Raw genomic sequence first — 21,789 nt, forward strand, 5'->3', positions numbered from 1 at the left:
TCGTTGTCCGATATTCGAACCGAAAGCGGTGGTCGGACCCGCGGATTTCGTTAGCCGGCTATCGGAGGTGTCTATACTGTTTCCGAATGTGTCGGCGAAAAATCCCGCCTTGGGATGGATTGCGCCGACTCGGGACGGCACAGGGATTTCCGTCCACCGAACCGGGACGTACGTTAAACCGACAAGAGAATCCCCATGAACGCACCTGCACCGCAGTATTCCGCCCACGAGCGCCGCTCGCGCATCCTGGCCATCGTCGGCGCCTCGTCGGGCAATCTGGTGGAGTGGTTCGACTTCTACGTCTATGCCTTCACCGCGCTGTACTTCGCCCACGCCTTCTTCCCCTCGGACGACCCGACGGTACAACTGCTCAATACCGCCGGGGTATTCGCCGCGGGCTTCCTGATGCGCCCCATCGGCGGCTGGCTGTTCGGCCGCATCGCCGACAAGAAGGGTCGCAAGACCGCGATGATGATCTCGGTACTGATGATGTGCGGCGGCTCGCTGGCGATCGCGGTAATGCCGACCTACGCCACCATTGGCGTCGCGGCGCCGGCGTTGCTGCTGATCGCCCGGCTGTTCCAGGGACTGTCCGTGGGTGGCGAGTACGGCACCAGCGCGACCTACATGAGCGAGGTAGCGCTCAAGGGGCAACGCGGTTTCTTCGCTTCGTTCCAGTACGTCACGCTGATCGGCGGCCAACTGCTCGCCGTGCTGGTGGTGGTGGTCCTGCAGCAACTGCTGACCACCGATGAGCTGAAGGAATGGGGCTGGCGGATTCCCTTCGTGGTCGGCGCGATCACCGCGGTGATCGCCTTCTACCTGCGCCGTTCGCTGAACGAGACGGCCAAGGAAGCCAACCTCAACCGCAAGGAGTCCGGCACGCTCACCGAGCTGTTCGCCCACCACAAGCGCGCCTTCTTCACCGTGCTGGGCTTCACCGCTGGCGGTTCGCTGATCTTCTACACCTTCACCACCTACATGCAGAAATACCTGGTGAACACCGCCGGGATGGACGCCAAGGTCGCCAGCGGCGTGATGACCTTCGCGCTGTTCTGCTATATGTGCATGCAGCCGCTGTTCGGCGCGCTGTCCGACCGGATCGGCCGCAAGACCTCGATGCTCTGGTTCGGCGCGCTGGGCATGCTGTGTACCTGGCCGATCCTGGCGGCGCTGAAGACCGTCAGCAGTCCCTACGCGGCGTTCGGCCTGATCATCCTGGCGATGGCCATCGTCAGCCTGTACACCTCCATCAGCGGCCTGATCAAGGCGGAGATGTTCCCGCCACAGATCCGTGCCCTGGGCGTGGGCCTGTCCTACGCGGTGGGCAACGCGATCTTCGGTGGCTCCGCCGAGTACGCTGCGCTGGGCCTGAAGAGCATCGGTATGGAGGACGTGTTCTACATCTATGTCTCGGTCATGTGCGGCGTGGCGCTGGTGGTCTGCCTGCTGCTGCCGGACCTGCGCAAGGTCAGCTACCTCAACGACGAGGACTGACCCTGCGTTGAAGGGCTAGTCGTTGGCCCGGCCGCGCAGCGCGTGGTCGGGCAGCGACAGCCCGATCAGCAGTGCCAGGGCACCGAAGCCCGCGTTGATCAGGAACAGGTGGCCGAACACCCCGTCGAGCACGTGCCGCTGCTCCTCATGCCCTTCACCACTCAGGCTGGCCAGCAAGGCGCTGGCTGACAGACCGTGGCCGGCATCGCCTGCCAGCGGTTGCAGCATCGCCAGCAGCAGGGCCGACATCAGAGCGATCCCTACGGCGCCGCCGAGGGAGCGGAACAGCGTGATGTTGCTGGTCGCCACACCCAGGTGTTTCGTCTCGACCGCGCTCTGCGCCGCCACCAGGCTGGTGGGGAACTGCGTGCCGGCGGCGATGCCGGTGAGCAGCATGCAGATTCCCGAAAGGAAGTACGCGCTCGGCGGCGTCAGGGCCAGGCCCGCAATCGCCAGGGGCATCAGCAGCGCGCCACCGACGATCTGCGGCTTGTAGCGGCCTATGATGGCAGTCAGGCGGCCACAGCAGTACGCGCCAATGGGCACGCCCATGGCCAGCGGCAGCAGGTGCAGGGCCGCGCTGTCGGCACCCGCGCCGGTCACCGACTGGAAGCGCAGCGGTACCAGCACCGATAGCGAGATGACCTGGAAGCTGGCGAAGAAGCTGATCAGCCAGCTCAGTGTCGCCGCGCGAATACCGAACAGGTGCATCGGCACCAGCGGTTCCGGCGCGCGGCGTTCCTGCAGCACGAACAGCGCGATCAGCAGCAGTGCGGCGGCGAACAGCGCGAGCATCTTCGGATCGTTCCAGCGTGCGCCCTGGCCCACCTCGGTGATCGCCAGCAGCAGGCTTCCCAGGCCGGCGATCATCAGCATCGTGCCGAGGTAGTCGATCACCGGCTTGCGGCCCGGCACCGGCAATCCACGCAGGGTGCGGCGGGAAACGGCGAAGGCGACCAGGCCTACCGGCAGGTTGATCAGGAACACCCAGCGCCAGGACAGGTATTCGGTGAGCAGACCGCCCAGCACCGGGCCGGCGATGCTCGCCACCGCGTACATGCTGCTGAAGTAGCCCTGGTAGCGGCCGCGTTCGCGTGGCGGAACGATGTCGCCGATGATCGCCTGGCTCACCGACATCATGCCGCCGGCGCCGATGCCCTGCAGGACGCGGGCGATCACCAGTTGCTCCATGCTCTGGGCGGCGCCGCACAGCAGCGAGGCAGCGGTGAACAGGCCGATGGCGAACAGCATCAGCACGCGGCGCCCATAGAGGTCGCCGAGCTTGCCGTAGATCGGCATGGAGATGGTCATCGCCACCATGTAGCCGGAGATGACCCAGGCGAGCAGGTCGAAATTACCGAAGCCGGCGGAGATCGCCGGCAGGGAGACGGCGACGATGGTCTGGTCGAGCGCACCGAGGAAGATCGCCAGCATGAGTCCCACCAGCACGGTGCGGACCGCCGGACGCGGCTCGGAAAAGGTATTCAAGACGGCCCCCTTCACTTCAGAGGTCCTCCGGTCGGAATGCGCGCGGAGGGAGCCACAGTGTAGTGCAATGGAGCCATGGACTGTCATGCCGACGTCATCGTTGCCGGGTAGTAAAGGCTCTATCTCAGGCCTGGAAACGATTGCTGGCGAATCGGCTGCTACGCTTGCGTAGCGAACTATCCTTCCGTTGCGGTGCAGGGTTTTTTGGAACGCATTTCACCCGGATGCACTCCACTGCAAAGGAGTCGGCACGTGGTCGGTGCCCCGATAGTTTTTTGGCGGGCCAGGCCATAGGGGAAGACTATGGATGAGCTGGTCTATAGTTTTTCAGCCCTGTGACCAGGAGGTATGCATGAACGCCAATCTGCCCTCTGAGTTGCTGTCCCTGCAGTTGCCGCTGCGTATCCGCATCGGCGAGGCCCAGGCATTCGACCTGGGGCCGGATCCGCAGGTAACTCTCGTTGTTCGCGATCCCGCGCTGCTGACCGAGATCACCCATCCCAGCCTCGATGTGCTGGGGCGGGCCTATGTCGAGAAGCGCATGGACATCGAAGGTCCCATTGGCGAGGTGATCGCCATGGCCGATGCGCTGAGCACAGCGCTGGGCGACGAGGATGACCCTGGCGACTACGTTCGCGAGAGCCACGACAAGGTGACCGACGCCGAGGCCATCCACTACCACTACGACCTCTCCAATGACTTCTACCAGCTTTGGCTCGATCCGGAGATGGTGTATTCCTGCGCCTACTACGAGAGCGGCACCGAGGATCTTGCGACCGCCCAGTTGGCGAAGCTGCGCCACTTGTGCCGCAAGCTGCGCCTGAAGGCCGGCGAGAAGCTGCTCGATGTCGGCTGCGGCTGGGGCGGCCTTGCGCGATTGGCGGCGCGGGAGTTCGGCGTCGAGGTACACGGCATCACCCTCAGCGAGGAGCAGCTCAAGCTCGGCCGCGAGCGGGTCAAGGCAGATGGCCTGGAAGGCAAGGTGACGCTGGAGCTGCTGGATTACCGCGACCTGCCGCGCGATGGCCGCTATGACAAGGTGGTCAGCGTCGGCATGTTCGAGCACGTCGGCCACGCCAACCTGGGGCTGTATTTCCAGCAGCTGTATGACGCGGTGCGCCCGGGCGGACTGGTCATGAACCATGGCATCACCTCGAGCAACACCGATGGCCGTCCGGTCGGACGAGGCGCTGGCGATTTCATCGATCGCTACGTCTTCCCTCACGGCGAGCTGCCGCACCTGTCGCTGGCCGTGGCGCGGATGAGTGAGGCGGGCCTGGAAGTGGTGGACGTCGAAGGCCTGCGCCTGCACTACGCACGTACCCTGGATTTCTGGAGCACCAACCTCGAAGCGAAACTCGCCGAAGCGGCCAGGCTGGTACCCGAAGAGGCGTTGCGTATCTGGCGTCTGTACCTGGCTGGCTGCGCCTATGGCTTCAAGAAGGGCTGGATCAACCTGCACCAGATACTGGCCAGCAAACCCCACGCCGATGGCAGCCAGGAATTGCCCTGGAACCGAGGCGACATCTACGCCTGATCGTCAGTCATTGTCGGCGGCCAGCCAGCCTTCGGGGCTGGTCGCTGGCGCTACCCCGCTGTTCCTTTTCCCTGCCTCGAAGGCTGTTGCCCAACGCTGTGCATCGCAGTGTTGCCGATAGTCTTGCGCCAGGGTTTCCACGCGTTGCAGGGCGGCGTCGCTGGCGGTGCCGGCGGCCGGGGTGCGTCCCAACCGTGCGACGGCTTCACGGGCATTGAGTGTTTGCTCGGAGATCTCCAGGCAACGGCTGAAGGCGGCGTCGGACATACCCGGATAGGGCGAGTCATGCAGTTACATGTACCCCACCACGCGCCTCACCGCGCCGACCAGGACAATCGAGCCAACCATCGCCGCCACCACGAGTAGCGCCATCAGCAAGGGCCACGCCTGCAGAGCCTGCCTGCGCAGGCCACGATCCAGCTGGTTCCAGATTGAAAGCCATTCCTTGGGCGACATGACCATCCCTGTCATGAAAGTGGGCACAATGAGGCCGACTCTAGGGATTTACGACGGACCTCGCCATGACGGCTTCGCTGTATCTACGTGAACTCGATTTCCACCAGGCTCCCTGGCCACTGCTGTTGCTGGCCGATCCGAGCCGTGAGCAGGTGCTGAGCTACCTGCCGCAATCACGGCTGTTGGCAATGCTCGATGGCGAACGTGCCGTCGGTGTGGTGGTGGTCACGCCGGGTGACAACGGCGAGGCGGAAATCACCAACCTAGCGGTGGACGAAGCCTGGCAAGGGCGCGGTCTCGGACGCAGGTTGCTGGAATCTGCCATCGAGCGCGCACGCGACGGCGGCCTGCGCCGCTTGTGCATCGCCACCGGCAACTCCAGCCTCGCTCAACTGGGCCTCTACCAGCGGCTGGGCTTTCGTATCGTTGGCGTCGAGCCGGACCATTTCCTCCGCCACTATCCCGAGCCGATCTTCGAAAACGGCATCCAGTGCCGCGACCAGATTCGCCTGGCGATCGAGCTGAATCCCTAGCCGCGCGTCCATCGGCTGATCGCGACCGCGTCATGGGCGTGCAGGCTTTCGGCGTGCACCACGCGCACCTCGAACCCGATCACCTCGTCACGCTGGATCAAAGCCTGGTGCAGCCGGCGTGCGGCATCTTCGCAGAACATCAGGTTCTGTCCGTTGGCCAGGGCGAAGGCTTGCTCGTCGGCGCGTTTCACGGCGGTCTGCACGGCCGTGCCGAGAGCCGCTTCCGCGTGGTCGATCAGCTCGGCGCACGGCAGCCGTGTTGCCGTCGGATCCAGCCGCATGTGCAGCTGCGCTTCACTGCGTTGGCTGTGCGGCGTGGCGACTATGCCCTGGGTGCTGCCAAGCCAGGCGCGCACGTCGCTGGCATTCAGGGCGCGCCCGGCGAAATCGGCGTCGAAGCGTTCCTGGATCAGTTGACGCGCGAGTGCCGCGGAGCACGGACACGTCGACGAGTAGGGCAGCGACAGGCGCAGTTCCAACTGCAGCGATTCATCCTCCAGATGCCCATGAAGTTCGCACGTGTAGCGCTTCCAACCGCTCAACGCGCTGACCAGCGCCGGCCGCCGCAGCATCAGCTCGAAGCGCAACGTCAGGCTGGCGCTGCGGGAGAGCTGCGCGTGGCTCTTGAGGAATCGTCCCAGCAACTCCCTCAGCAGCTTGGGCGAGAGTTCGTGGTCTTCCAGGATTTCCAGCGCCAGGTACAGGCGTGACATGTGGATGCCGCGCGCGTCGGCTTCATCGAGGCTTACGCCCGCATCGGCGAACGCCGCGACGCGCTCGCCGGCGATCCGCAGCGGCACGGCGATGCCCTGCATGCCGACCCAGTCGAGCGCGATGGGCAGGCGGGTGGATTGGCAGGCGATATCGGGGAGCAGGGTGGTCATGGGCGGGTCACGGTCGGCAATTGTAATAATATAACGTATTTGCTTCCCGGCGTTCCCGCAATGGGTTCGTCAGAGCTTCAGCGTTCCTGCTGCTTGCAGCCGCTGACCCGGCCGCAGGTCAGCCGCGCGCTGTCGCCCGAGGAGCTGCTGAAACGGCTGATATTGGTCCAGCCGATGCCGCGGCTGGTGCCGACCCACACCTGGCCGTCGCTGGTGATGCCGCTGAAGAAGGTCAGGCTGCCGTAGCGCGTGCCGGTCTGCGCCCAGCGCCGCCCGCTGCTCGCCTCGAAGCCGCGCAGGTAGGTGTCATGGCCCTGGGTGGCGATGCTGTAGAGATTCCCCGAGTCGTCCATGCAGGCCAGCACCGAGGCTGACCAGGCGCAGCGCGCCGGCTCTTCGCCGGGGAAGGGCAGTGGCGCAGAACCGCTGGCCTGGGCGAGGGGAGTGAACAGGCAGAGCAACAGGGCGCGGCGCAGCATTGAGGGTCTCGAAAGGCGGGTGGGGCGGAGCATGGGTATCGCACGTCGGAGGGCTATTGTCGAGAATGGAAGGTTATAATATAACATAAAAATCACTCCCTTCCGGAGACGGTCATGACCGAACAGGAACTGCTCGCCCAGCCCGGCGAGGTCTACATGAGCGAGGCGCAACAGGGCTATTTCCGCGCGTTGCTGCTGGACCAGCGCGACGAATTGCAGGGGCGCATCGACGAGGAATTCCAGGCGCTGCAGGACACCGAGCGGGCCAGCGACGAGGCTGATGTCGCCAGCCGCGAGGAGGCGCGCCAGTGGCAGCTGCGCCTGCTGGAGCGCGAGAAGAAGCTGCTCGACAAGATCGACCAGGCGCTGGAGCGCCTGGCCCGGGGCGACTACGGCTGGTGCGAGGAAACCGGCGAACCGATCGGCCTGCGCCGCCTGCTGCTGCGCCCCACCGCCTCGCTGTGCATCGAGGCCAAGGAGCGCCAGGAACGGCGCGAACTGCACGTCCGCGAAGCCTGATTGTCTGGAGTCCACCCGTGAGCAGCCCCGTGAAAACGTCCCCAAGAGCGCCACTTCCCGTCACCGTATTGTCCGGCTTCCTCGGCGCCGGCAAGAGCACGCTGCTCAACCACGTGCTGAAGAATCGAGAGAGTCTCAAGGTCGCGGTGATCGTCAACGACATGAGCGAAATCAACATCGACGGCCGCGAGGTGCAGCGCGATGTCAGTCTCAACCGTGGCCAGGAGCGCCTGGTGGAGATGAGCAACGGCTGCATCTGCTGCACCCTGCGCGAGGACCTGCTGGAAGAGGTCAGCCGTCTCGCTGGCGAGGGCCGCTTCGATTACCTGCTGATCGAGTCCACCGGTATTTCCGAGCCGCTGCCGGTGGCCGAGACCTTCACTTTCCGCGACGAACAGGGGCGCAGTCTTTCGGACCTGGCGCGCCTCGACACGCTGGTCACCGTGGTCGACGGCCTGAACTTCCTCGCCGACTACCAGGGCCACGACAGCCTCGCCCAGCGCGGCGAAACGCTTGGTGAGGATGACGAGCGCTCGCTCAGCGATCTGCTGGTGGAGCAGGTGGAGTTCGCCGACGTGATCCTGGTGAGCAAGATCGACCTGATCGGCAGCGCCCAGCGCGACGAGTTACTGGCGATCCTGCGCAGGCTCAATCCCGACGCCGACATCCTGCCGATGGTGATGGGCCAGGTGCCGCTGGCGCGCATCCTCGATACCGGCCGCTTCGACTTCCAGCGTGCCGAGCGCGCGCCGGGCTGGCTCAAGGAGCTGCGCGGCGAGCACCTGCCGGAGACCGAGGCCTATGGCATTTCCTCCAGCGTCTACCGCGCGCGCCGACCCTTTCACCCGCAGCGCTTCCACGCGTTTCTCGGCCAACCCTGGAGCAACGGCCGGCTGCTGCGCTCCAAGGGCTTCTTCTGGCTGGCCAGCCGCTACCGCGAGGCGGGCAGCTGGTCCCAGGCCGGCGGGCTGATGCGCCATGGCCTGGCAGGGCGCTGGTGGCGCTTCGTCCCGCGTGAGCATTGGCCGCAGGACACCACCGAGCTGCAGGGCGTGCTGCGCCATTGGCGCGAGGACAGCGGTGACTGCCGGCAGGAGTTGGTGTTCATCGGCCAGGACATGGACTTCGATCGGTTGTTTGCCGAACTCGATCGCTGCCTGCTGGACGACGACGAAATGGCCGCCGGCACCACCGCCTGGAAGCGCCTGCCTGATCCGTTCGAGCCGTGGGAGGCGGAAGGCTGATATCCCTCTGAATTCGCCTGTCTCCACCCACGTAATGGTCAGGCCATGGGCGTTGCAAAAAAAATAGGCCGCTCCGGGAGAGCGGCCCAATTCACCAAGATCATGCCCGGCGTGGGGTGCCGAGAGGGTGTGAGGTACCCGCGATCAGTAAGCCTGCGTTGTGTGACAGGGCGATGAACGGTTGTCAGGGCTTGCGCCACTGACCGTGGCTCTGGCTTTCGCAGAAGGGCTGGAGGACGCGCGCGTCGCTGGCGACGCCGTAGTAGTGGATGTCCTGGCGGTATGGCGCGCCCTGCACCTGGGCATTTTCGCAGACGCCGAAGGCGCCGGTCGGGCAGCTGTCGGCGTAGGTCACCTCGACTTTCTGGTCCTTCAGCTGCGGCTGGCAAAAGCCCTCGCGGAAGAGTTTCTGCGGAATGCTGCGGTTCTGCTGGCAGACCTTTACGTCGACGCCCTTGCCCTGGCTGTGCACCACGCAGGCCTCACCATGAGCGAAGAGGGGAAGGCAGGCGAGTGCGAAAGGCAGGAGCAGGCGCATGGTCGATCCGGGGTCGTGTGAACAAGCCGCGACTCTAGCGCTTTTCCCGGCAAGCGTCAGGCGGCACCATGGGCGAATGTTGAAGCAGATCCCGACTCACCTCATCGCCGGCCCCCTTGGGGCGGGCAAGACCAGCCTGCTGCAGTCCCTGCTGGCGCAACGCCCGGCGGGCGAGCGCTGGGCCGTGCTGGTCAACGAATTCGGCCAGGTCGGCCTGGACGTCGCCTTGCTGTCCCGCGACGAGGACGGCATCGCCCTGGGCGAAGTCGCCGGCGGCTGCCTGTGCTGTGTGAACGGCGCGCCGTTCCAGGTCGGCCTCGCTCGCCTGCTGCGCAAGGCCCGACCGCAACGCGTGTTCATCGAACCCTCCGGCCTTGGCCATCCGGCGCAGTTGCTGGCGCAGTTGCGGGCGGCGCCCTGGCAGGGTGTGTTGGCCGTGCAGCCGCTGGTGATGGTGCTGGATGCCGCCGCACTGGCCGCCGGACAACCCTTGCCGCAAGCGCAGCAGCTGGCGCTGGAGCATGCCGCCTTGCTGCTGTTGAACAAGTCCGAAGGGCTGGACGATTCGGCGCGTGCGGCCCTCGCCGCTGGTCTTCCCGCCGCGCCGTTGCGCTGGACGACGCAGGGACATCTCGCGCTGGATGAACTGCCCATGCTGGATGTCGAGGAAGCGGGCGGCGAATTGCCGCGGATGTCGGGGAATAACGAGCCGGGGTTGCTGTTGCGCCGCGAGCTGCCGCTGCGCCAGGTGCGTCTCGATGAGGGGCGACAGGCGGTTGGCTGGCGTTTTCACCGCGACTGGAGCTTCCGCATCGCGGAGCTGGATGCCTGGCTGGCCGGGCTTCCCGGCCTGCTGCGCGCCAAGGCGATAGTGCATGACGAGGGAAACTGGCTGGCGCTGAACCGCACCCACGAACCGGCGCCGTGGACGCCCAGCGCTTGGCGCAAGGACAGCCGCATCGAGCTGATCCTGGCTGCCGAGCTCGATGCGCAGGCCTTGCAGGACGGGCTTCTGCGCTGCGCCATCGCACCTAACTGACAGACGAGGTTGCCCTCGCGTAACGAGTGAATGATAATAATTATCAGCAGATACTGCTTCGTGAACTCTTCCCGCAGGCTTTCTCATGTCGTTACCCCAACCGCGCAAAGCGGCGGACACCCATTCCGCCGTGGACGCTGAGGAACAGCTGTTCACTTCCGCCACAGCGGAAGAGGGCGCCCATTTGCCCAGCGTGAATGCCCAGCGCGTCAATGAGGCGACCCTGCGACTCGTCAGCTGCGCCGGTGCGCGTCGCGACGAGGACGTGGTTCCCGAAGAGGTATTGATCCCCTACGCCGCGCCGGTCGAAGGCGTGGAAGAGGGCGAGGGGCCGCCGCCGACCGGTGGCTGGTGGAAGTCCTCGGGCCTGGCCATTGCCATGCACGTGGCCATCGTCGCCGCGCTGGTCTGGGTGATGCCCACGCCTGCCGAGCTGAACCTGGGTGCGGGCGAGATGCCCAAGGCGATGCAGGTGAGCGTTGTCACCCTGCCGCCCAAGCCCGAACCGGTGCAGCAACCGCCCGCCGCCGCGCCGACCCCGCCGCCGCCGGAGCCCGAGCCGCCCAAACCCATCGAGCCGCCCAAGCCGGTGGAAAAGCCCAAGCCCAAACCCAAGCCGGTCGAGAAGGCCGTGCCCAAGGTGTCGCCCAAGCCAAAGCCGAAACCCAAGCCCGAGCCGGATCCCGAGCCCGCCGAGGAAGCCGTCGCGCCGCCGACCCCGGCCGCCCCGCCGCCGCCTGCCGCGCCGACCGTTGGCCAGTTCACCCAGGGCGCCCAGGCCGCGCCGACCGGCTCCCAGGGTCCCGCCGGCCTGCCCACCGGCAGCCTCAACGACAGCGACATCAAGCCGCTGCGCATGGACCCGCCGGTCTATCCGCGCATGGCGCTGACCCGTAGCATCGAAGGTCGTGTGAAGGTGCTGTTCACCATCACCAGCGATGGCCGCATCGCCGATATCCAGGTGCTGGAGTCGTCGCCGCCGCGCATGTTCGACAATGCCGTGCGCGACGCCATGGACAAGTGGCGCTTCGAGCCCCGCGTCAGTGGCGGCCGGATTGTCGCCCGCCAGGCGACCAAGGTGTTCTTCTTCAAGCTCGAAGGGCGTCGCTGACAGCCATTGCGAGCCAAACGAAAAACGCGCCCCAGGGCGCGTTTTTTGTCGTCAGGGGAACGGCTTTGGTAGGAGCGAGCTTGCTCGCGAACACCGGTGGATACCGATACCGCCGGCTGCCCTCACCCTAACCCTCTCCCTCTGGGAGAGGGGACTGATCGGCGCGTCTGGAGCGTCCTGTGTTTGCCGGCTGGCTCCGCCAGTGCTGGCGCACTCCGGACAGCCCCCTCTCCCTCGGGAGAGGGCTGGGGTGAGGGGCTCTCTGCATCCGGGCCAGAAATGTTCGCGAGCAAGCTCGCTCCTACAACGGCGGCAGCTCCATGCGCAGTAGTTCCAGGGCTTCTCTGGGGCCGCCCACGGCAATCTTCGCCGGCACCCCGAGCATCAGGTTCAGCGGCAGGCCGAAGCCTTCGATCTGGTTGCCATCGCGATCCCGATCCGGTTCGTTGCCTTTCCATTCGCACGGCAGACGCTCCGCGCAGCTGCCGCCTTCCTCGATGTAGCCGAACAACGGTTTGCCCAGCGCGGCGGCGTAGCCCAGCTCGAAGGCGGTGCCGCTGTCCGGCTCGGCGCCGCGGAAGGGGTTGAGATTGGCCAGCACCGCGTCGGCCTCGGCGATCAGCGCCAGGTTGGCCTGGTAGATCCAGCGCGCCTGCGCCGTTGGCTCGACGATGCCCTCGGGCACCGAATGATCCAGCGGGTACAGCCCCTGCACGCCGAATTCGGCGCACAGGGCCTTGAGCCGCTCGCCCTGCTCGAAGGCATCGGGGCGGAACACGTCGGGGCCGGCGAGGTAAAGCTTCAGCATGGTCACAGTCCCATGAGCGACAGCATCAGGAAGGTGGCGAACAGCACGAAGTGGGTCATGCCCTCGATGGCGTTGGTCTTTCCGTCATGCAGGTTGTAGCCGGCCACCATCAGGGTGAGGAACATCATGCCGGTCTGCAGCGGGGTCATCGCCATCTGGATCGGCTGGCCCTTGAACAGTGCCAGGGCTTCGATCACCGGCACGGTAAGGATCACCGTGGACAGCGAGGCGCCCAGGGCAATGTTGACCACTGGCTGCATGCGGTTGGCCAGCGCGGCGCGCAGGGCGGTGAGGATCTCCGGGCTGGCGGAGATCGCCGCCACCAGCAACGCCGGTACGATGGGCGGCACGCCGCTGCCTTCCAGGCTGACGTCCAGGGTCTTGGACATCACCTCGGCCAGCGCGCCGATCAGCACCACGCCGACCACCAGCAGGGTCATGGATTGCTTGCTGCTGCCCGGCGCCTCGTGGCCCTCGGCGTGCTCGCCGTGGGTCGCGTAGTTGTAGCTGAAGAAGTAGCTGTGCTGGCCGGTCTGCATACGCAGGAACAGCGCGTAGAGCATGACCATGCAGCCGATGGTGAAGAACGAGTAGAGCTTCCACTGCTCGGCCGGGATCAGCTCCGGCACCACCATGGAGATGCCCACGGCGGTCAGGATCATGGTCACGTAGGTCTTGCCCGAGTCGTCGTTGTACGACTGCTCGCCGTGCTTGAGGCCGCCCAGCAGCGCGGCCAGGCCGAGGATGCCGTTCATGTCGAGCATCACCGCGGCATAGATGGTGTCGCGGGCCAGGGTCGGCGAGTGGTTGTGGCCCATCATGATCGCCAGGATCACGACTTCCACCAGCACCGCCGCCAGGGTCAGGATCATCGTGCCGTAAGGTTCGCCGACCTTCTCGGCGAGAATCTCGGCGTGGTGCGCCACCCGCAACGAGACGCTGATGATCACCGCCAGCAGCAGCGTCGCGGCGATCCCCGCGACCATCTTGCCGCCGCCCAGCAGGCTGTGCTCCAGCGGGTACACCGCGACAGCCACCAGCAGGGCGATGATGAGAAATTTTTCGTCTTTGAGCGCACGCAGCATCGAGGGATATCCGTTCCGGAGAGAGGCGGGTTTGCCATCTTAGGCAATGCACCAGAGGCGCACCAGCGCGAGCAGTGACGCACCATCGGGAGTCATGCGCGGTTCGCGAAGGGCCCGCGAAGGCCCTGGCACCGGTGACTTGTCCACCTGGTCAGGTAATTGCATTGGCCGTCGGGCCCGGAGCGCCGCGCGCTCCGTCACTCGCACAGCACTGCATCGACAGGAGCGTCAATGAACAACAAGACCCTGAACACCCTGCTGCGTGGCCTCGTCCTGGCCATGGGCCTTGGCGCCAGTCTCGGCGCCAGCGCCGCCGACCCGCTGAAGGTCGGCTTCGTCTATGTCGGCCCGGTGGGCGACCATGGCTGGACCTACCAGCACGAGATGGGCCGCCGCGAACTGGTGGAGCACTTCGGCGACAAGGTGAAGACCAGCTTCGTCGAAAACGTCGCCGAGGGCGCCGACGCCGAGCGCGTCATCCGCAACATGGCCAAGGACGGTTACGACCTGGTGTTCACCACGTCCTTCGGCTTCATGAATCCCACCGCCAAGGTAGCCCGACAGTTCCCCAAGGTCACCTTCGAGCACGCCACTGGCTACAAGCAGGACAAGAACCTCGGCACCTACCTGTCGCGTTCCTATGAGGGCCGCTACGTTGGCGGCTACCTCGCGTCGAAGATGACCAAGACCCACAAGATTGGCTACATCGCCTCCTTCCCCATCCCGGAGGTGATCCGCGACATCAATGCCATCCAGTTGGCGCTGAACAAATACGACCCGCAGGCCGAACTGAAAGTGATGTGGGTGAACACCTGGTTCGATCCGGGCAAGGAGGCCGACGCGGCCAACGCGCTGATCGACCAGGGCGTCGACGTGCTGTTCCAGCACACCGACAGCCCGGCGCCGATCCAGGCCGCCGAGCGCCGGGGTGTGTACGCCGTGGGCTACGCCTCGGACATGCAGCACTTCGGACCGAAGACCGTGCTGACTTCCATCGTCAACGACTGGGGCCCGCACTACATCAAGTCGACCCAGGCGGTCATGGACGGCACCTGGAAGCCGCAGGACTTCTGGGGCGGGCTGGCCGAGGAGACCATCGTCCTGCCGCTCAACAAGGACGTGCTACCCGCCGACGTGCAGGCGGAAGCGAGCAAGATCATCGCCGACATCAAGAGCGGTGCGTTCCACCCTTTCACCGGCCCGATCAAGGACCAGAGCGGCAAGGAGCGCTTCGCCGCCGGCGTGAAGGCGACCAACGCCGACCTGGCCTCGATGGACTATTACGTCGACGGCATCAAGGCCGACCTGCCCAAGTAAACCTGCGCCACGGTCCCTCTTCCAGGGGGAAGAGGGACTGATCGGCGCAGAATGACCCCAGTTGCCAGCCGGCACCGCCTGCCCCTTGTCGTTGCGGAAGAAGGCCGGGGCTGGCGCGAACATCCAATCGAAGACAGTCGCTCCCGCCCGGAGCCAGCGAGAACGCCCATGGACCGCTTACCCATCATCGACATCGCCCCGCTCTACGGCCGCGACGAAGCCGCCTGGCCCGAGGTGGCCCGGCAGATAGACAGCGCCTGCCGCGAGTGGGGGTTCTTCTACATCAAGGGCCATCCGCTGTCGGCCGCGCGTTTCGACGCGCTGCTGCACGCGGCCAAGGTCTTCTTCGCCCAGCCGGCCGAAGAGAAGCTGAAGATCGATATCACCCAGAGCCCCAACCATCGGGGCTACGGGGCAATCGCCACCGAGCAGCTCGATCCTGCGCTGCCCAGCGATTTCAAGGAAACCTTCGACATGGCCCTGAACCTGCCGCCTGAGCATCCCGACGTGCTGGCCGGCAAGTCGTTCTACGGCCCCAACCGCCACCCCGACCAGCCGGGCTGGGAGGCGTTGCTGGAAGCGCATTACGCGGACATGCAGGAACTGGCCAAGACCGTGCTGCGCGCCCTGGCCATTGCCCTGGGCATCGACCGCGACTTCTTCGACCGGCGCTTCGTCCAGCCGGTCAGCGTGTTCCGCATGATCCACTACCCGCCGGCCGCCGCCCGCCAGAGCAGCGACCAACCCGGCGCCGGCGCGCACACCGACTACGGCTGCGTGACCCTGCTCTATCAGGACGACGCCGGCGGCCTGCAGGTGCAGAACCGCCAGGGCCAGTGGATCGACGCGCCGCCGATTGCCGGCACCTTCGTGGTCAACATCGGCGACATGATGGCGCGCTGGAGCAACGACCGGTACCGCTCCACCCCGCACCGGGTCATCAGTCCGGAGGGCGTGGACCGCTACTCCATGCCGTTCTTCGCCGAGCCGCACATGGACACCACCATCGAGTGCCTGCCAGGCTGCTTCGACGAAGGCAATCCGCCGAAGTACCCGCCGACTACCTGTGGCGACTGGCTGACGGCGCGCTTCGCGGCGACCTATGCCTACCGGCGCGAGGAGGTGGCGTAGGCAGTCGGCGGGTTGGGAACCCGCGCACTCCATCGGCACGAGTCCCTGCACGCCGCCCGAGCCATGCGATAATTCCCGCGATTGCCTGATAACGAGATCTCACCATGTACGACTGGCTCAATGCCCTGCCCAAGGCCGAACTGCACCTGCACCTCGAAGGCTCCCTGGAGCCCGAGCTGCTCTTCGCCCTGGCCGAGCGCAACAAGGTCGCCCTGCCCTGGGGCGACGTCGAGAGCCTGCGCAAGGCCTATGCGTTCAACAACCTCCAGGAATTCCTCGACCTCTACTACGCCGGCGCCGACGTGCTGCGCACCGAGCAGGACTTCTACGACCTGACCTGGGCCTACCTGCAGAAGTGCAAGGCGCAGAACGTCATCCACGTCGAGCCCTTCTTCGACCCGCAGACCCACACCGACCGTGGCATTCCCTTTGAAGTCGTGTTGCGCGGCATCCAGGGCGCGCTCAAGGATGGCGAGAAGCAACTGGGCATCAGCCACGGCCTGATCCTCAGCTTCCTGCGCCACCTGTCCGAGGAAGAGGCGTTCAAGACCCTCGACCAGGCCATGCCGTTCCGCGATGCCTTCATCGCCGTCGGCCTGGACAGCTCCGAAGTCGGCCACCCGCCGAGCAAGTTCCAGCGCGTGTTCGACCGCGCCCGCAGCGAAGGCTTCCTGACCGTCGCCCACGCCGGCGAGGAAGGCCCGCCGGAGTACATCTGGGAAGCGCTGGACCTGCTCAAGATCGAGCGTATCGACCACGGCGTGCGTGCCATCGAGGACGAGCGGCTGATGCAGCGCATCATCGACGAGCAGATCCCGCTGACCGTCTGCCCGCTGTCCAACACCAAGCTCTGCGTGTTCGACCACATGCGCGAGCACAACATCCTCGACATGCTCGAGCGCGGCGTGAAGGTGACGGTGAACTCGGACGACCCGGCCTACTTCGGCGGCTACGTCACCGAGAACTTCCAGGCCCTGCACGAGCACCTGGGCATGACCCAGGACCAGGCCAAGCGGCTGGCGCAGAACAGCCTGGATGCGCGGTTGGTGAGGTAAGGGTTTGGCTCCGCAGCGGGCCTTTCCCCTCACCCCAGCGCTGGCTACGCGCCCCGCTCATAGGGAGAGGGGGCCGTCCTCTACCAGCCGAAGATGCCGCCGTGATCCGTATACGTCGCTCGGCGGATATCGCATCGGGCACAAGAGTCACCCGTCGCGCCGATCCGTCCCCTCTCCCTTTGGGAGAGGGTGAGGGTAGCGCCCAGCACCGCCCTCCTCCCGGAATGCCCGTCCCCCCATCTGACGCCCGCGACCTTTCACGCCGGGACTGCTAACCCTATAAGTGCGCCTCCCACTTCTTCGCGAGGAAGCACGACATGAACAGAATCGTCGCCATCACCGGTGGTTTCGGGCACCTGGGCAGCGTGGTCGGGCAGGCGTTCGCCGATGCCGGCTGGCAGGTCGCTCTGCTGGACCGCGCCGTCAGTCCGCGTTATCCACAAGCCGGGGCACTGTCCGTTGGCAGCGTCGATCTCACCGACCCGACCGCCGCCCGCGCCGCGCTGGATCAGGTCAACCAGCACTTCGGCGCGCTGGATGCGCTGATCAACGTGGCCGGCGGCTTCCACTGGGAAACCCTGGCCGACGGCGACGTCGACACCTGGGACCTGATGTACCGCATCAACCTGCGCACCGCTGTGGTGTCCAGCCAGGCCGCGCTGGCGCATCTGAAGGCGCGTGGCCGCGGGCGCATCCTCAACATCGCGGCGGCCGCCGCCACCCGTGCGGCGCTGGGGATGGGTGCCTATGCCGCGTCCAAGGCCGGCGTCATGCGCCTCACCGAGGCTCTGGCGGAAGAGCTGAAGGATGCGCGGATTACCGTCAATGCGCTGATGCCGAGCATCATCGATACCCCGCAGAACCGCGCCGACATGCCCGAGGCCGAGTTCGACCGCTGGGTGCGTCCGGAGCAGTTGGCGGCGACCTTGCTGTTCCTTGCCTCGGACAACGCGGCGGCGATTACCGGCGCGTGTATCCCGGTTACTGGGCGCGTCTGACTCGCGGTATTCGACCGAGGACGTATTGGACGGTGGTGGCCTTCGCCCCTATGCTCACCGGCCGTTCCACTGCCTGGTTGCGTCGCCATGTTCCACGTCCTGTCCGTCGTCCTGCCGATCTTCGCGCTGATCCTGGTGGGCTGGCTGTGCCGGCGCAGCAACCGCCTCGGCCCGCAGGCGGCGTCGGAGGTGAACAAGTTGGTGGTCTGGCTGTGCCTGCCGGCACTGCTGTTCAAGGTCACCGCCACCGCGACCTGGGCAGAAATCTGGCAGCCGGGCTTCCTCGCAGCCTTCACCGGCGGGTGCCTGCTGGTGTTTTTCGCCACGTTGATCTGGCGCCTGATGCAGGGCCGCCCATTGCCGGCGGCGAGCATCGACGGGCTCAGCGCTTCCTATGCCAACACCGGTTACATGGGCATCCCGTTGTGCCTGCTGGTGTTTGGCCAGGACGGCCTGGAGCCGGCGTTGATCGCTTCCTTGCTGGTGGTCTGCGTGCTGTTCGCCATCTCGGTAGTCTTCATTGAGGTCGGTCTGCAGACCGAGAAACACATCGGCCGCGCCGTGTGGGTGGTGACCAAGGCGCTGGGCAAGAACCCGCTGGTGGTGTCGCCGATCATCGGCGGGCTGTGGGCGGTGACCGGCATCGGCCTGCCGGCGCCGCTGCTGCACTTCCTCGACCTGCTGGCTGCCGCCACCACGCCGTGCGCGCTGGTGTCCCTGGGCCTGTTCCTGGCCCAGCGCCAGGAGGGCGAGCAGGTCGGCGCCTGGCCGCTGGTAGCGATCAAGCTGATCGGCCAGCCGCTGCTTACCGGTTTCCTCGCCTACAAGGTCTTCGACCTGCCGCCGCTGTGGGCCGATTCGGCGCTGCTGCTCAGTGCGCTGCCTACCGGCACCGGGCCGTTCATGCTCGCCGAGTACTACCAGCGCGAGGCGGCGGTGGTGTCGCGGAGCATTCTGCTGTCCACCCTCGGCTCGCTGGTGACCCTGTCGCTGTGCCTGCTGTGGATCGCGCGATAGCAGTACGAGCCGTGAATTCTTTCGGCTAAACCCGTGCCGTGCTTCCCCCTCACCCCAGCCCTCTCCCTCAGGGAGAGGGGGCTGTCCGTGCCGGCTGATACCGGGACTTTCTCCTGTGTTGAATGACCGATCTTCCGCAGGGAGAGTTAACTCTCGGGGCCGGCTGACTTCCTCCTGCTCCAAACGGTCCCCTCTCCCTCAGGGAGAGGGCTAGGGTGAGGGCCGACCCGAGCGCCGACACTTCCCGTGGGAACGGGCCACCATAAAAAAAACGGACCAACCCTCGGGAGAAGGCGGTCCGTCGCGCAAACGCAGGGGAGCGTCACCGGGAATAGGTGGCGCTCCAGACGCAGCCCCTCAGGCGTATGGCCCGAATTGCGTCAACGTTGCGATCAAGCCGGTTCGGTCAGCGCGCCCGCAGCGCGCACGGATGGTTGGCGGCGGGAAATCCGGTGGGCGTCGCCCGCTGGCGCAGTGCCCTTGTCGTAGGGCTTGGCCAGCAGCATGTAGAGCAGGCCGGCGCCGAGCACGATCACCGTGGTGAGGATCATCGAGTAGTTCATGTACCAGGGCGCGTCCGGGGTGCGCGGCCAGACCATATTGGTGATCGCCGCCACGCCATAGAGCAGCGCCGCCACATTCACCGGCACGCCCCACTTGCCCAGGGTGAACTGGCCGCCCGGTGCCCAGCCCTTGGCGCGGGCGATCAGTGCGGCGACGACGATCAGCTGGAACGCGATGTAGATGCCGATCGCGGCGAAGCCGACGATGGTGGCCACGGCGTCGGCCATGAACAGGCCCAGGCAGACGATGGCTGCCGGCATCACACCCGCCACCATCAGCGCAACGGCCGGTACGTGGTTGCTGTTGAGCTTCGACAGGGCCTTGCTGCCGACGATCATCTCGTCGCGGGCATAGGCGAACAGCAGGCGGCTGGCGGCGGCCTGCAGGCTCAGCACGCAGGACACGAACGACACCATCACCACCGCCATCACCAGCTTCGAGCCTACCGGACCGAAGGCATTGGCAAGTATGGTGGTCACCGGGTCGGTGTCTTCGCCGTTGATCACGCGCTGGATATCCGGCACCGAGAGGATCAGCGCCAGGCAGGCGAACATCGCCGCCGCACCACCGATGTAGATGGTCATGCGCATGGTCTTGGGGATCATCTTGCCGGGGTTCGGGGTTTCCTCGGCGACGTCACCGCAGGCTTCGAAGCCGTAGTACTGGAACAGACCGGCCAGCGATGCGGCGAGGAAGGCCGGCCAGTAGCTGCCATCGACCTTGATGTCGAAGGTGTTGAACAACACGCTGAAGTCGTTGTGGCGCTCGAAGATCAGCAGGTAGCCGCCCACCAGCAGCGCACCGCCCAGCTCGCAGATGAAGCCGAACATGGCGACGCGGGCGAGCAGCTTGGTGCCGGACAGGTTGAGCACGGTGGACAGGGCGATCAGGCCCAGGGCGATGCCGATGGCGGCGTTGCCGTGCATCTCGAAGCCGAGCATGGCGGCCATGTACGGACTGGCGCCCACCGCGATGCCGGCGATGGAGGTACACAGCGCCCAGGCATACACCCAGCCGACCATCCACGCCCAGCGTTTGCCCACCAGGCGACGGGCCCAGGGGTAGACGCCCCCGGAGATGGGGAATTGCGAGACCACTTCGCAGAACACCAGGCACACCAGCAGCTGGCCCAGGCCGATCAGCAGGTAGGTCCAGAACATCGGCGGACCACCAGCGGCCAGGCACAGGCCGAACAGGGTGTAGACGCCGACGACCGGCGACAGGTAGGTGAAGCCCAGGGAGAAGTTCTCCCACAGGCCCATGCTGCGTTCGAAGTTGGAGCTGTAGCCGAGGGCAGCGAGCTGCTCGGCGTCTTGATCGGTAACGCCAGCGGCACGCTTGGCAGGGGACCCACTCATCGTTGTTTCCTCTCAGGGGGTTGATGGGCAGAAGGCAATCGTCCGGCGGGCCTCACGACGCCCGCCGGTTCCCTTTTCGGGTTGGTTTTTATGTGTGCGAAGCGACGATCACTGGCCGTCGTCGTACTGCGAGAGCCACTCCACCGCTTGCGGGTGGTAGCGGGTGAAGCCCTTGTAGTCGACCAGTTCCTGGTTGAGGGACTTGAGCACGCGGTGCATGCGCTTGGCCCACGCCGGGTTGGTGGCGATGTCTTCCAGGCTCAGCAGGTAGGTGCGGATCGGGAACACGATGGCGTTGCTGCGCGGCAGACGGTGCAGCGGTTGGAGTTCGATGCGCAAGTAGACCTTTTTCCCGGCGTTCTCGGCGGTCACCGTGGTGCGGTCCGGCGCCCACTCGGGCAGGGACTCGGCGGAGACGTCCAGGCGCGGGTTGACCGTCAGCGACCAGTTCAGGCGGCGCACCGGGTGGCCGTTGCGCAGGCGCAGGAGGAACTTCAGCGCGCGATCGAGCATGCCGGTTTCCTTCACCAGCGGCACCGGGCCGTGGAACTCGTGCCAGGCCATGCCGAGGTTGAAGCGCAGCGAATAGTCGGCGCGCTGGGTGGCGATGCCCGCGCCCCAGTACAGGGTGCCGTCACGCTCTTCCTGCAATACCCAGTCGCCCTGGGCCTGGCGGGTGACGTACTCCATCGGCTCGTAGGGCAGGGTCGACGGATCACCGAAGGTGAAGGTGTCGTCGATGTTCAGCAGCTTGTTGGTCCAGTGCCAGCGGGTGCCGTCCTTCTCCAGGGAGAAGTACTCCGGGTAGTCCTTGGCGTAGGACTCCATGATCAGTTCGAGCAGGTCCCACTGCGCCTCCATCATGTGCGGCGCGGAGACGTAGTGCATGCCCGGGTCCTTCTCCAGGGTGATCGCACGGTCGCGGCACTCGCTGATGTAGTGCTCGTCGATGTCGAACACCGCGCGGAAGGCATCGGTGCCCACCGAGACGTGCGGCTCCAGGTTCATCGAGTACATGTACTCGTCGTCCGGGAAGGGCCAGGGCGCGCGGTCGATACAGGCCTGGCTGTTCGCGTAGGTGTAGTCGTCGCGGTAGGTTTCGTCGGGGCGGAATTGGATGGTCATGTTCGT

22 protein-coding genes are annotated in these 21,789 nt (G+C 65.9%); 12 read left to right on the plus strand and 10 right to left on the minus strand.

The window, feature by feature from the left end:
• Positions 1–195 precede the first annotated feature (195 nt).
• A complete protein-coding gene (locus JVX91_RS06310) occupies positions 196–1,497 on the plus strand; it encodes an MFS family transporter (protein ID WP_205338491.1) in 1,302 nt (433 codons plus the stop codon).
• Positions 1,498–1,512: 15 nt separating this feature from the next.
• On the opposite strand, the gene JVX91_RS06315 is transcribed toward JVX91_RS06310, so the two are convergent.
• On the minus strand, positions 1,513–2,985 hold the full coding sequence (locus JVX91_RS06315) for an MDR family MFS transporter (protein WP_205338492.1): 1,473 nt from the start codon (positions 2,983–2,985) through the stop codon (positions 1,513–1,515).
• A gap of 352 nt (positions 2,986–3,337) precedes the next feature.
• Here JVX91_RS06315 and cfaB point away from each other — a divergent pair, with 352 nt between their 5' ends.
• Positions 3,338–4,522 carry a C17 cyclopropane fatty acid synthase CfaB gene (gene cfaB / locus JVX91_RS06320; RefSeq protein ID WP_205338493.1) on the plus strand — a complete coding sequence of 395 codons (1,185 nt, stop codon included), beginning with the start codon at positions 3,338–3,340 and terminating at the stop codon, positions 4,520–4,522.
• A 3-nt stretch (positions 4,523–4,525) separates the two neighbouring features.
• Here cfaB and JVX91_RS06325 read toward each other — a convergent pair whose 3' ends face one another.
• Both JVX91_RS06325 and JVX91_RS06330 read right to left on the minus strand, forming a co-directional pair.
• Positions 4,526–4,789: a hypothetical protein gene (locus JVX91_RS06325; protein WP_205338494.1), complete on the minus strand. Its 264-nt coding sequence runs from the start codon at positions 4,787–4,789 to the stop codon at positions 4,526–4,528.
• Between the two features lie 24 nt (positions 4,790–4,813).
• Positions 4,814–4,978 (minus strand): hypothetical protein, encoded by a 165-nt coding sequence (locus JVX91_RS06330; RefSeq protein ID WP_205338495.1) that lies wholly within the window; start codon positions 4,976–4,978, stop codon positions 4,814–4,816.
• A 65-nt stretch (positions 4,979–5,043) separates the two neighbouring features.
• Between JVX91_RS06330 and JVX91_RS06335 the strand changes: the two genes are divergently transcribed.
• Positions 5,044–5,511 carry a GNAT family N-acetyltransferase gene (locus JVX91_RS06335; protein ID WP_205338496.1) on the plus strand — a complete coding sequence of 156 codons (468 nt, stop codon included), beginning with the start codon at positions 5,044–5,046 and terminating at the stop codon, positions 5,509–5,511.
• Here JVX91_RS06335 and folE2 read toward each other — a convergent pair.
• Entirely contained in the window at positions 5,508–6,395 is an 888-nt protein-coding gene (gene folE2 / locus JVX91_RS06340) for a GTP cyclohydrolase FolE2 (protein ID WP_205338497.1), read from the minus strand. The two genes, JVX91_RS06335 and folE2, sit on opposite strands and share 4 nt — an antisense overlap.
• Positions 6,396–6,472: 77 nt before the next feature.
• On the minus strand, positions 6,473–6,874 hold the full coding sequence (locus tag JVX91_RS06345; protein WP_205338498.1) for a hypothetical protein: 402 nt from the start codon (positions 6,872–6,874) through the stop codon (positions 6,473–6,475).
• A gap of 114 nt (positions 6,875–6,988) precedes the next feature.
• Between JVX91_RS06345 and dksA the strand changes: the two genes are divergently transcribed.
• Entirely contained in the window at positions 6,989–7,393 is a 405-nt protein-coding gene (dksA, locus tag JVX91_RS06350; protein ID WP_205338499.1) for an RNA polymerase-binding protein DksA, read from the plus strand.
• 29 nt (positions 7,394–7,422) lie between these two features.
• Positions 7,423–8,637, plus strand: a complete 1,215-nt coding sequence (zigA, locus tag JVX91_RS06355; protein ID WP_205338500.1) for a zinc metallochaperone GTPase ZigA — start codon at positions 7,423–7,425, stop codon at positions 8,635–8,637.
• 184 nt (positions 8,638–8,821) lie between these two features.
• Here zigA and JVX91_RS06360 read toward each other — a convergent pair whose 3' ends face one another.
• Entirely contained in the window at positions 8,822–9,175 is a 354-nt protein-coding gene (locus JVX91_RS06360; RefSeq protein ID WP_205338501.1) for an NADH:ubiquinone oxidoreductase, read from the minus strand.
• A gap of 76 nt (positions 9,176–9,251) precedes the next feature.
• Between JVX91_RS06360 and JVX91_RS06365 the strand changes: the two genes are divergently transcribed.
• Together JVX91_RS06365 and JVX91_RS06370 are read left to right on the plus strand one after the other, a co-directional pair.
• Entirely contained in the window at positions 9,252–10,214 is a 963-nt protein-coding gene (locus tag JVX91_RS06365; RefSeq protein WP_205338502.1) for a CobW family GTP-binding protein, read from the plus strand.
• Between the two features lie 85 nt (positions 10,215–10,299).
• Positions 10,300–11,325: an energy transducer TonB gene (locus JVX91_RS06370; RefSeq protein WP_205338503.1), complete on the plus strand. Its 1,026-nt coding sequence runs from the start codon at positions 10,300–10,302 to the stop codon at positions 11,323–11,325.
• Positions 11,326–11,626: 301 nt separating this feature from the next.
• On the opposite strand, the gene JVX91_RS06375 is transcribed toward JVX91_RS06370, so the two are convergent.
• Together JVX91_RS06375 and JVX91_RS06380 are read right to left on the minus strand one after the other, a co-directional pair.
• Positions 11,627–12,133, minus strand: coding sequence for a nucleoside 2-deoxyribosyltransferase (locus JVX91_RS06375; RefSeq protein ID WP_205338504.1), 507 nt, complete (start codon positions 12,131–12,133; stop codon positions 11,627–11,629).
• A 2-nt stretch (positions 12,134–12,135) separates the two neighbouring features.
• On the minus strand, positions 12,136–13,218 hold the full coding sequence (locus tag JVX91_RS06380; protein ID WP_205338505.1) for a calcium:proton antiporter: 1,083 nt from the start codon (positions 13,216–13,218) through the stop codon (positions 12,136–12,138).
• A gap of 231 nt (positions 13,219–13,449) precedes the next feature.
• Between JVX91_RS06380 and JVX91_RS06385 the strand changes: the two genes are divergently transcribed.
• From JVX91_RS06385 to JVX91_RS06405, 5 genes are all read left to right on the plus strand, one after another.
• Positions 13,450–14,535, plus strand: coding sequence for a BMP family ABC transporter substrate-binding protein (locus JVX91_RS06385; RefSeq protein WP_205338506.1), 1,086 nt, complete (start codon positions 13,450–13,452; stop codon positions 14,533–14,535).
• A 168-nt stretch (positions 14,536–14,703) separates the two neighbouring features.
• On the plus strand, positions 14,704–15,666 hold the full coding sequence (locus tag JVX91_RS06390) for a 2-oxoglutarate and iron-dependent oxygenase domain-containing protein (protein WP_205338507.1): 963 nt from the start codon (positions 14,704–14,706) through the stop codon (positions 15,664–15,666).
• A 104-nt stretch (positions 15,667–15,770) separates the two neighbouring features.
• Positions 15,771–16,721, plus strand: a complete 951-nt coding sequence (locus JVX91_RS06395) for an adenosine deaminase (protein WP_205338508.1) — start codon at positions 15,771–15,773, stop codon at positions 16,719–16,721.
• Positions 16,722–17,038: 317 nt separating this feature from the next.
• Complete coding sequence (locus tag JVX91_RS06400; RefSeq protein ID WP_205338509.1) at positions 17,039–17,719, plus strand: SDR family NAD(P)-dependent oxidoreductase; 681 nt, start codon at positions 17,039–17,041, stop codon at positions 17,717–17,719.
• Between the two features lie 87 nt (positions 17,720–17,806).
• Entirely contained in the window at positions 17,807–18,736 is a 930-nt protein-coding gene (locus JVX91_RS06405) for an AEC family transporter (protein WP_205338510.1), read from the plus strand.
• Positions 18,737–19,128: 392 nt separating this feature from the next.
• On the opposite strand, the gene JVX91_RS06410 is transcribed toward JVX91_RS06405, so the two are convergent.
• On the minus strand, positions 19,129–20,658 hold the full coding sequence (locus JVX91_RS06410) for an amino acid permease (protein WP_205338511.1): 1,530 nt from the start codon (positions 20,656–20,658) through the stop codon (positions 19,129–19,131).
• A gap of 108 nt (positions 20,659–20,766) precedes the next feature.
• Positions 20,767–21,783 carry a DUF3445 domain-containing protein gene (locus JVX91_RS06415; protein WP_205338512.1) on the minus strand — a complete coding sequence of 339 codons (1,017 nt, stop codon included), beginning with the start codon at positions 21,781–21,783 and terminating at the stop codon, positions 20,767–20,769.
• Positions 21,784–21,789 lie beyond the last annotated feature (6 nt).

This window comes from Pseudomonas sp. PDNC002 (assembly GCF_016919445.1).
GTDB lineage: Bacteria > Pseudomonadota > Gammaproteobacteria > Pseudomonadales > Pseudomonadaceae > Pseudomonas.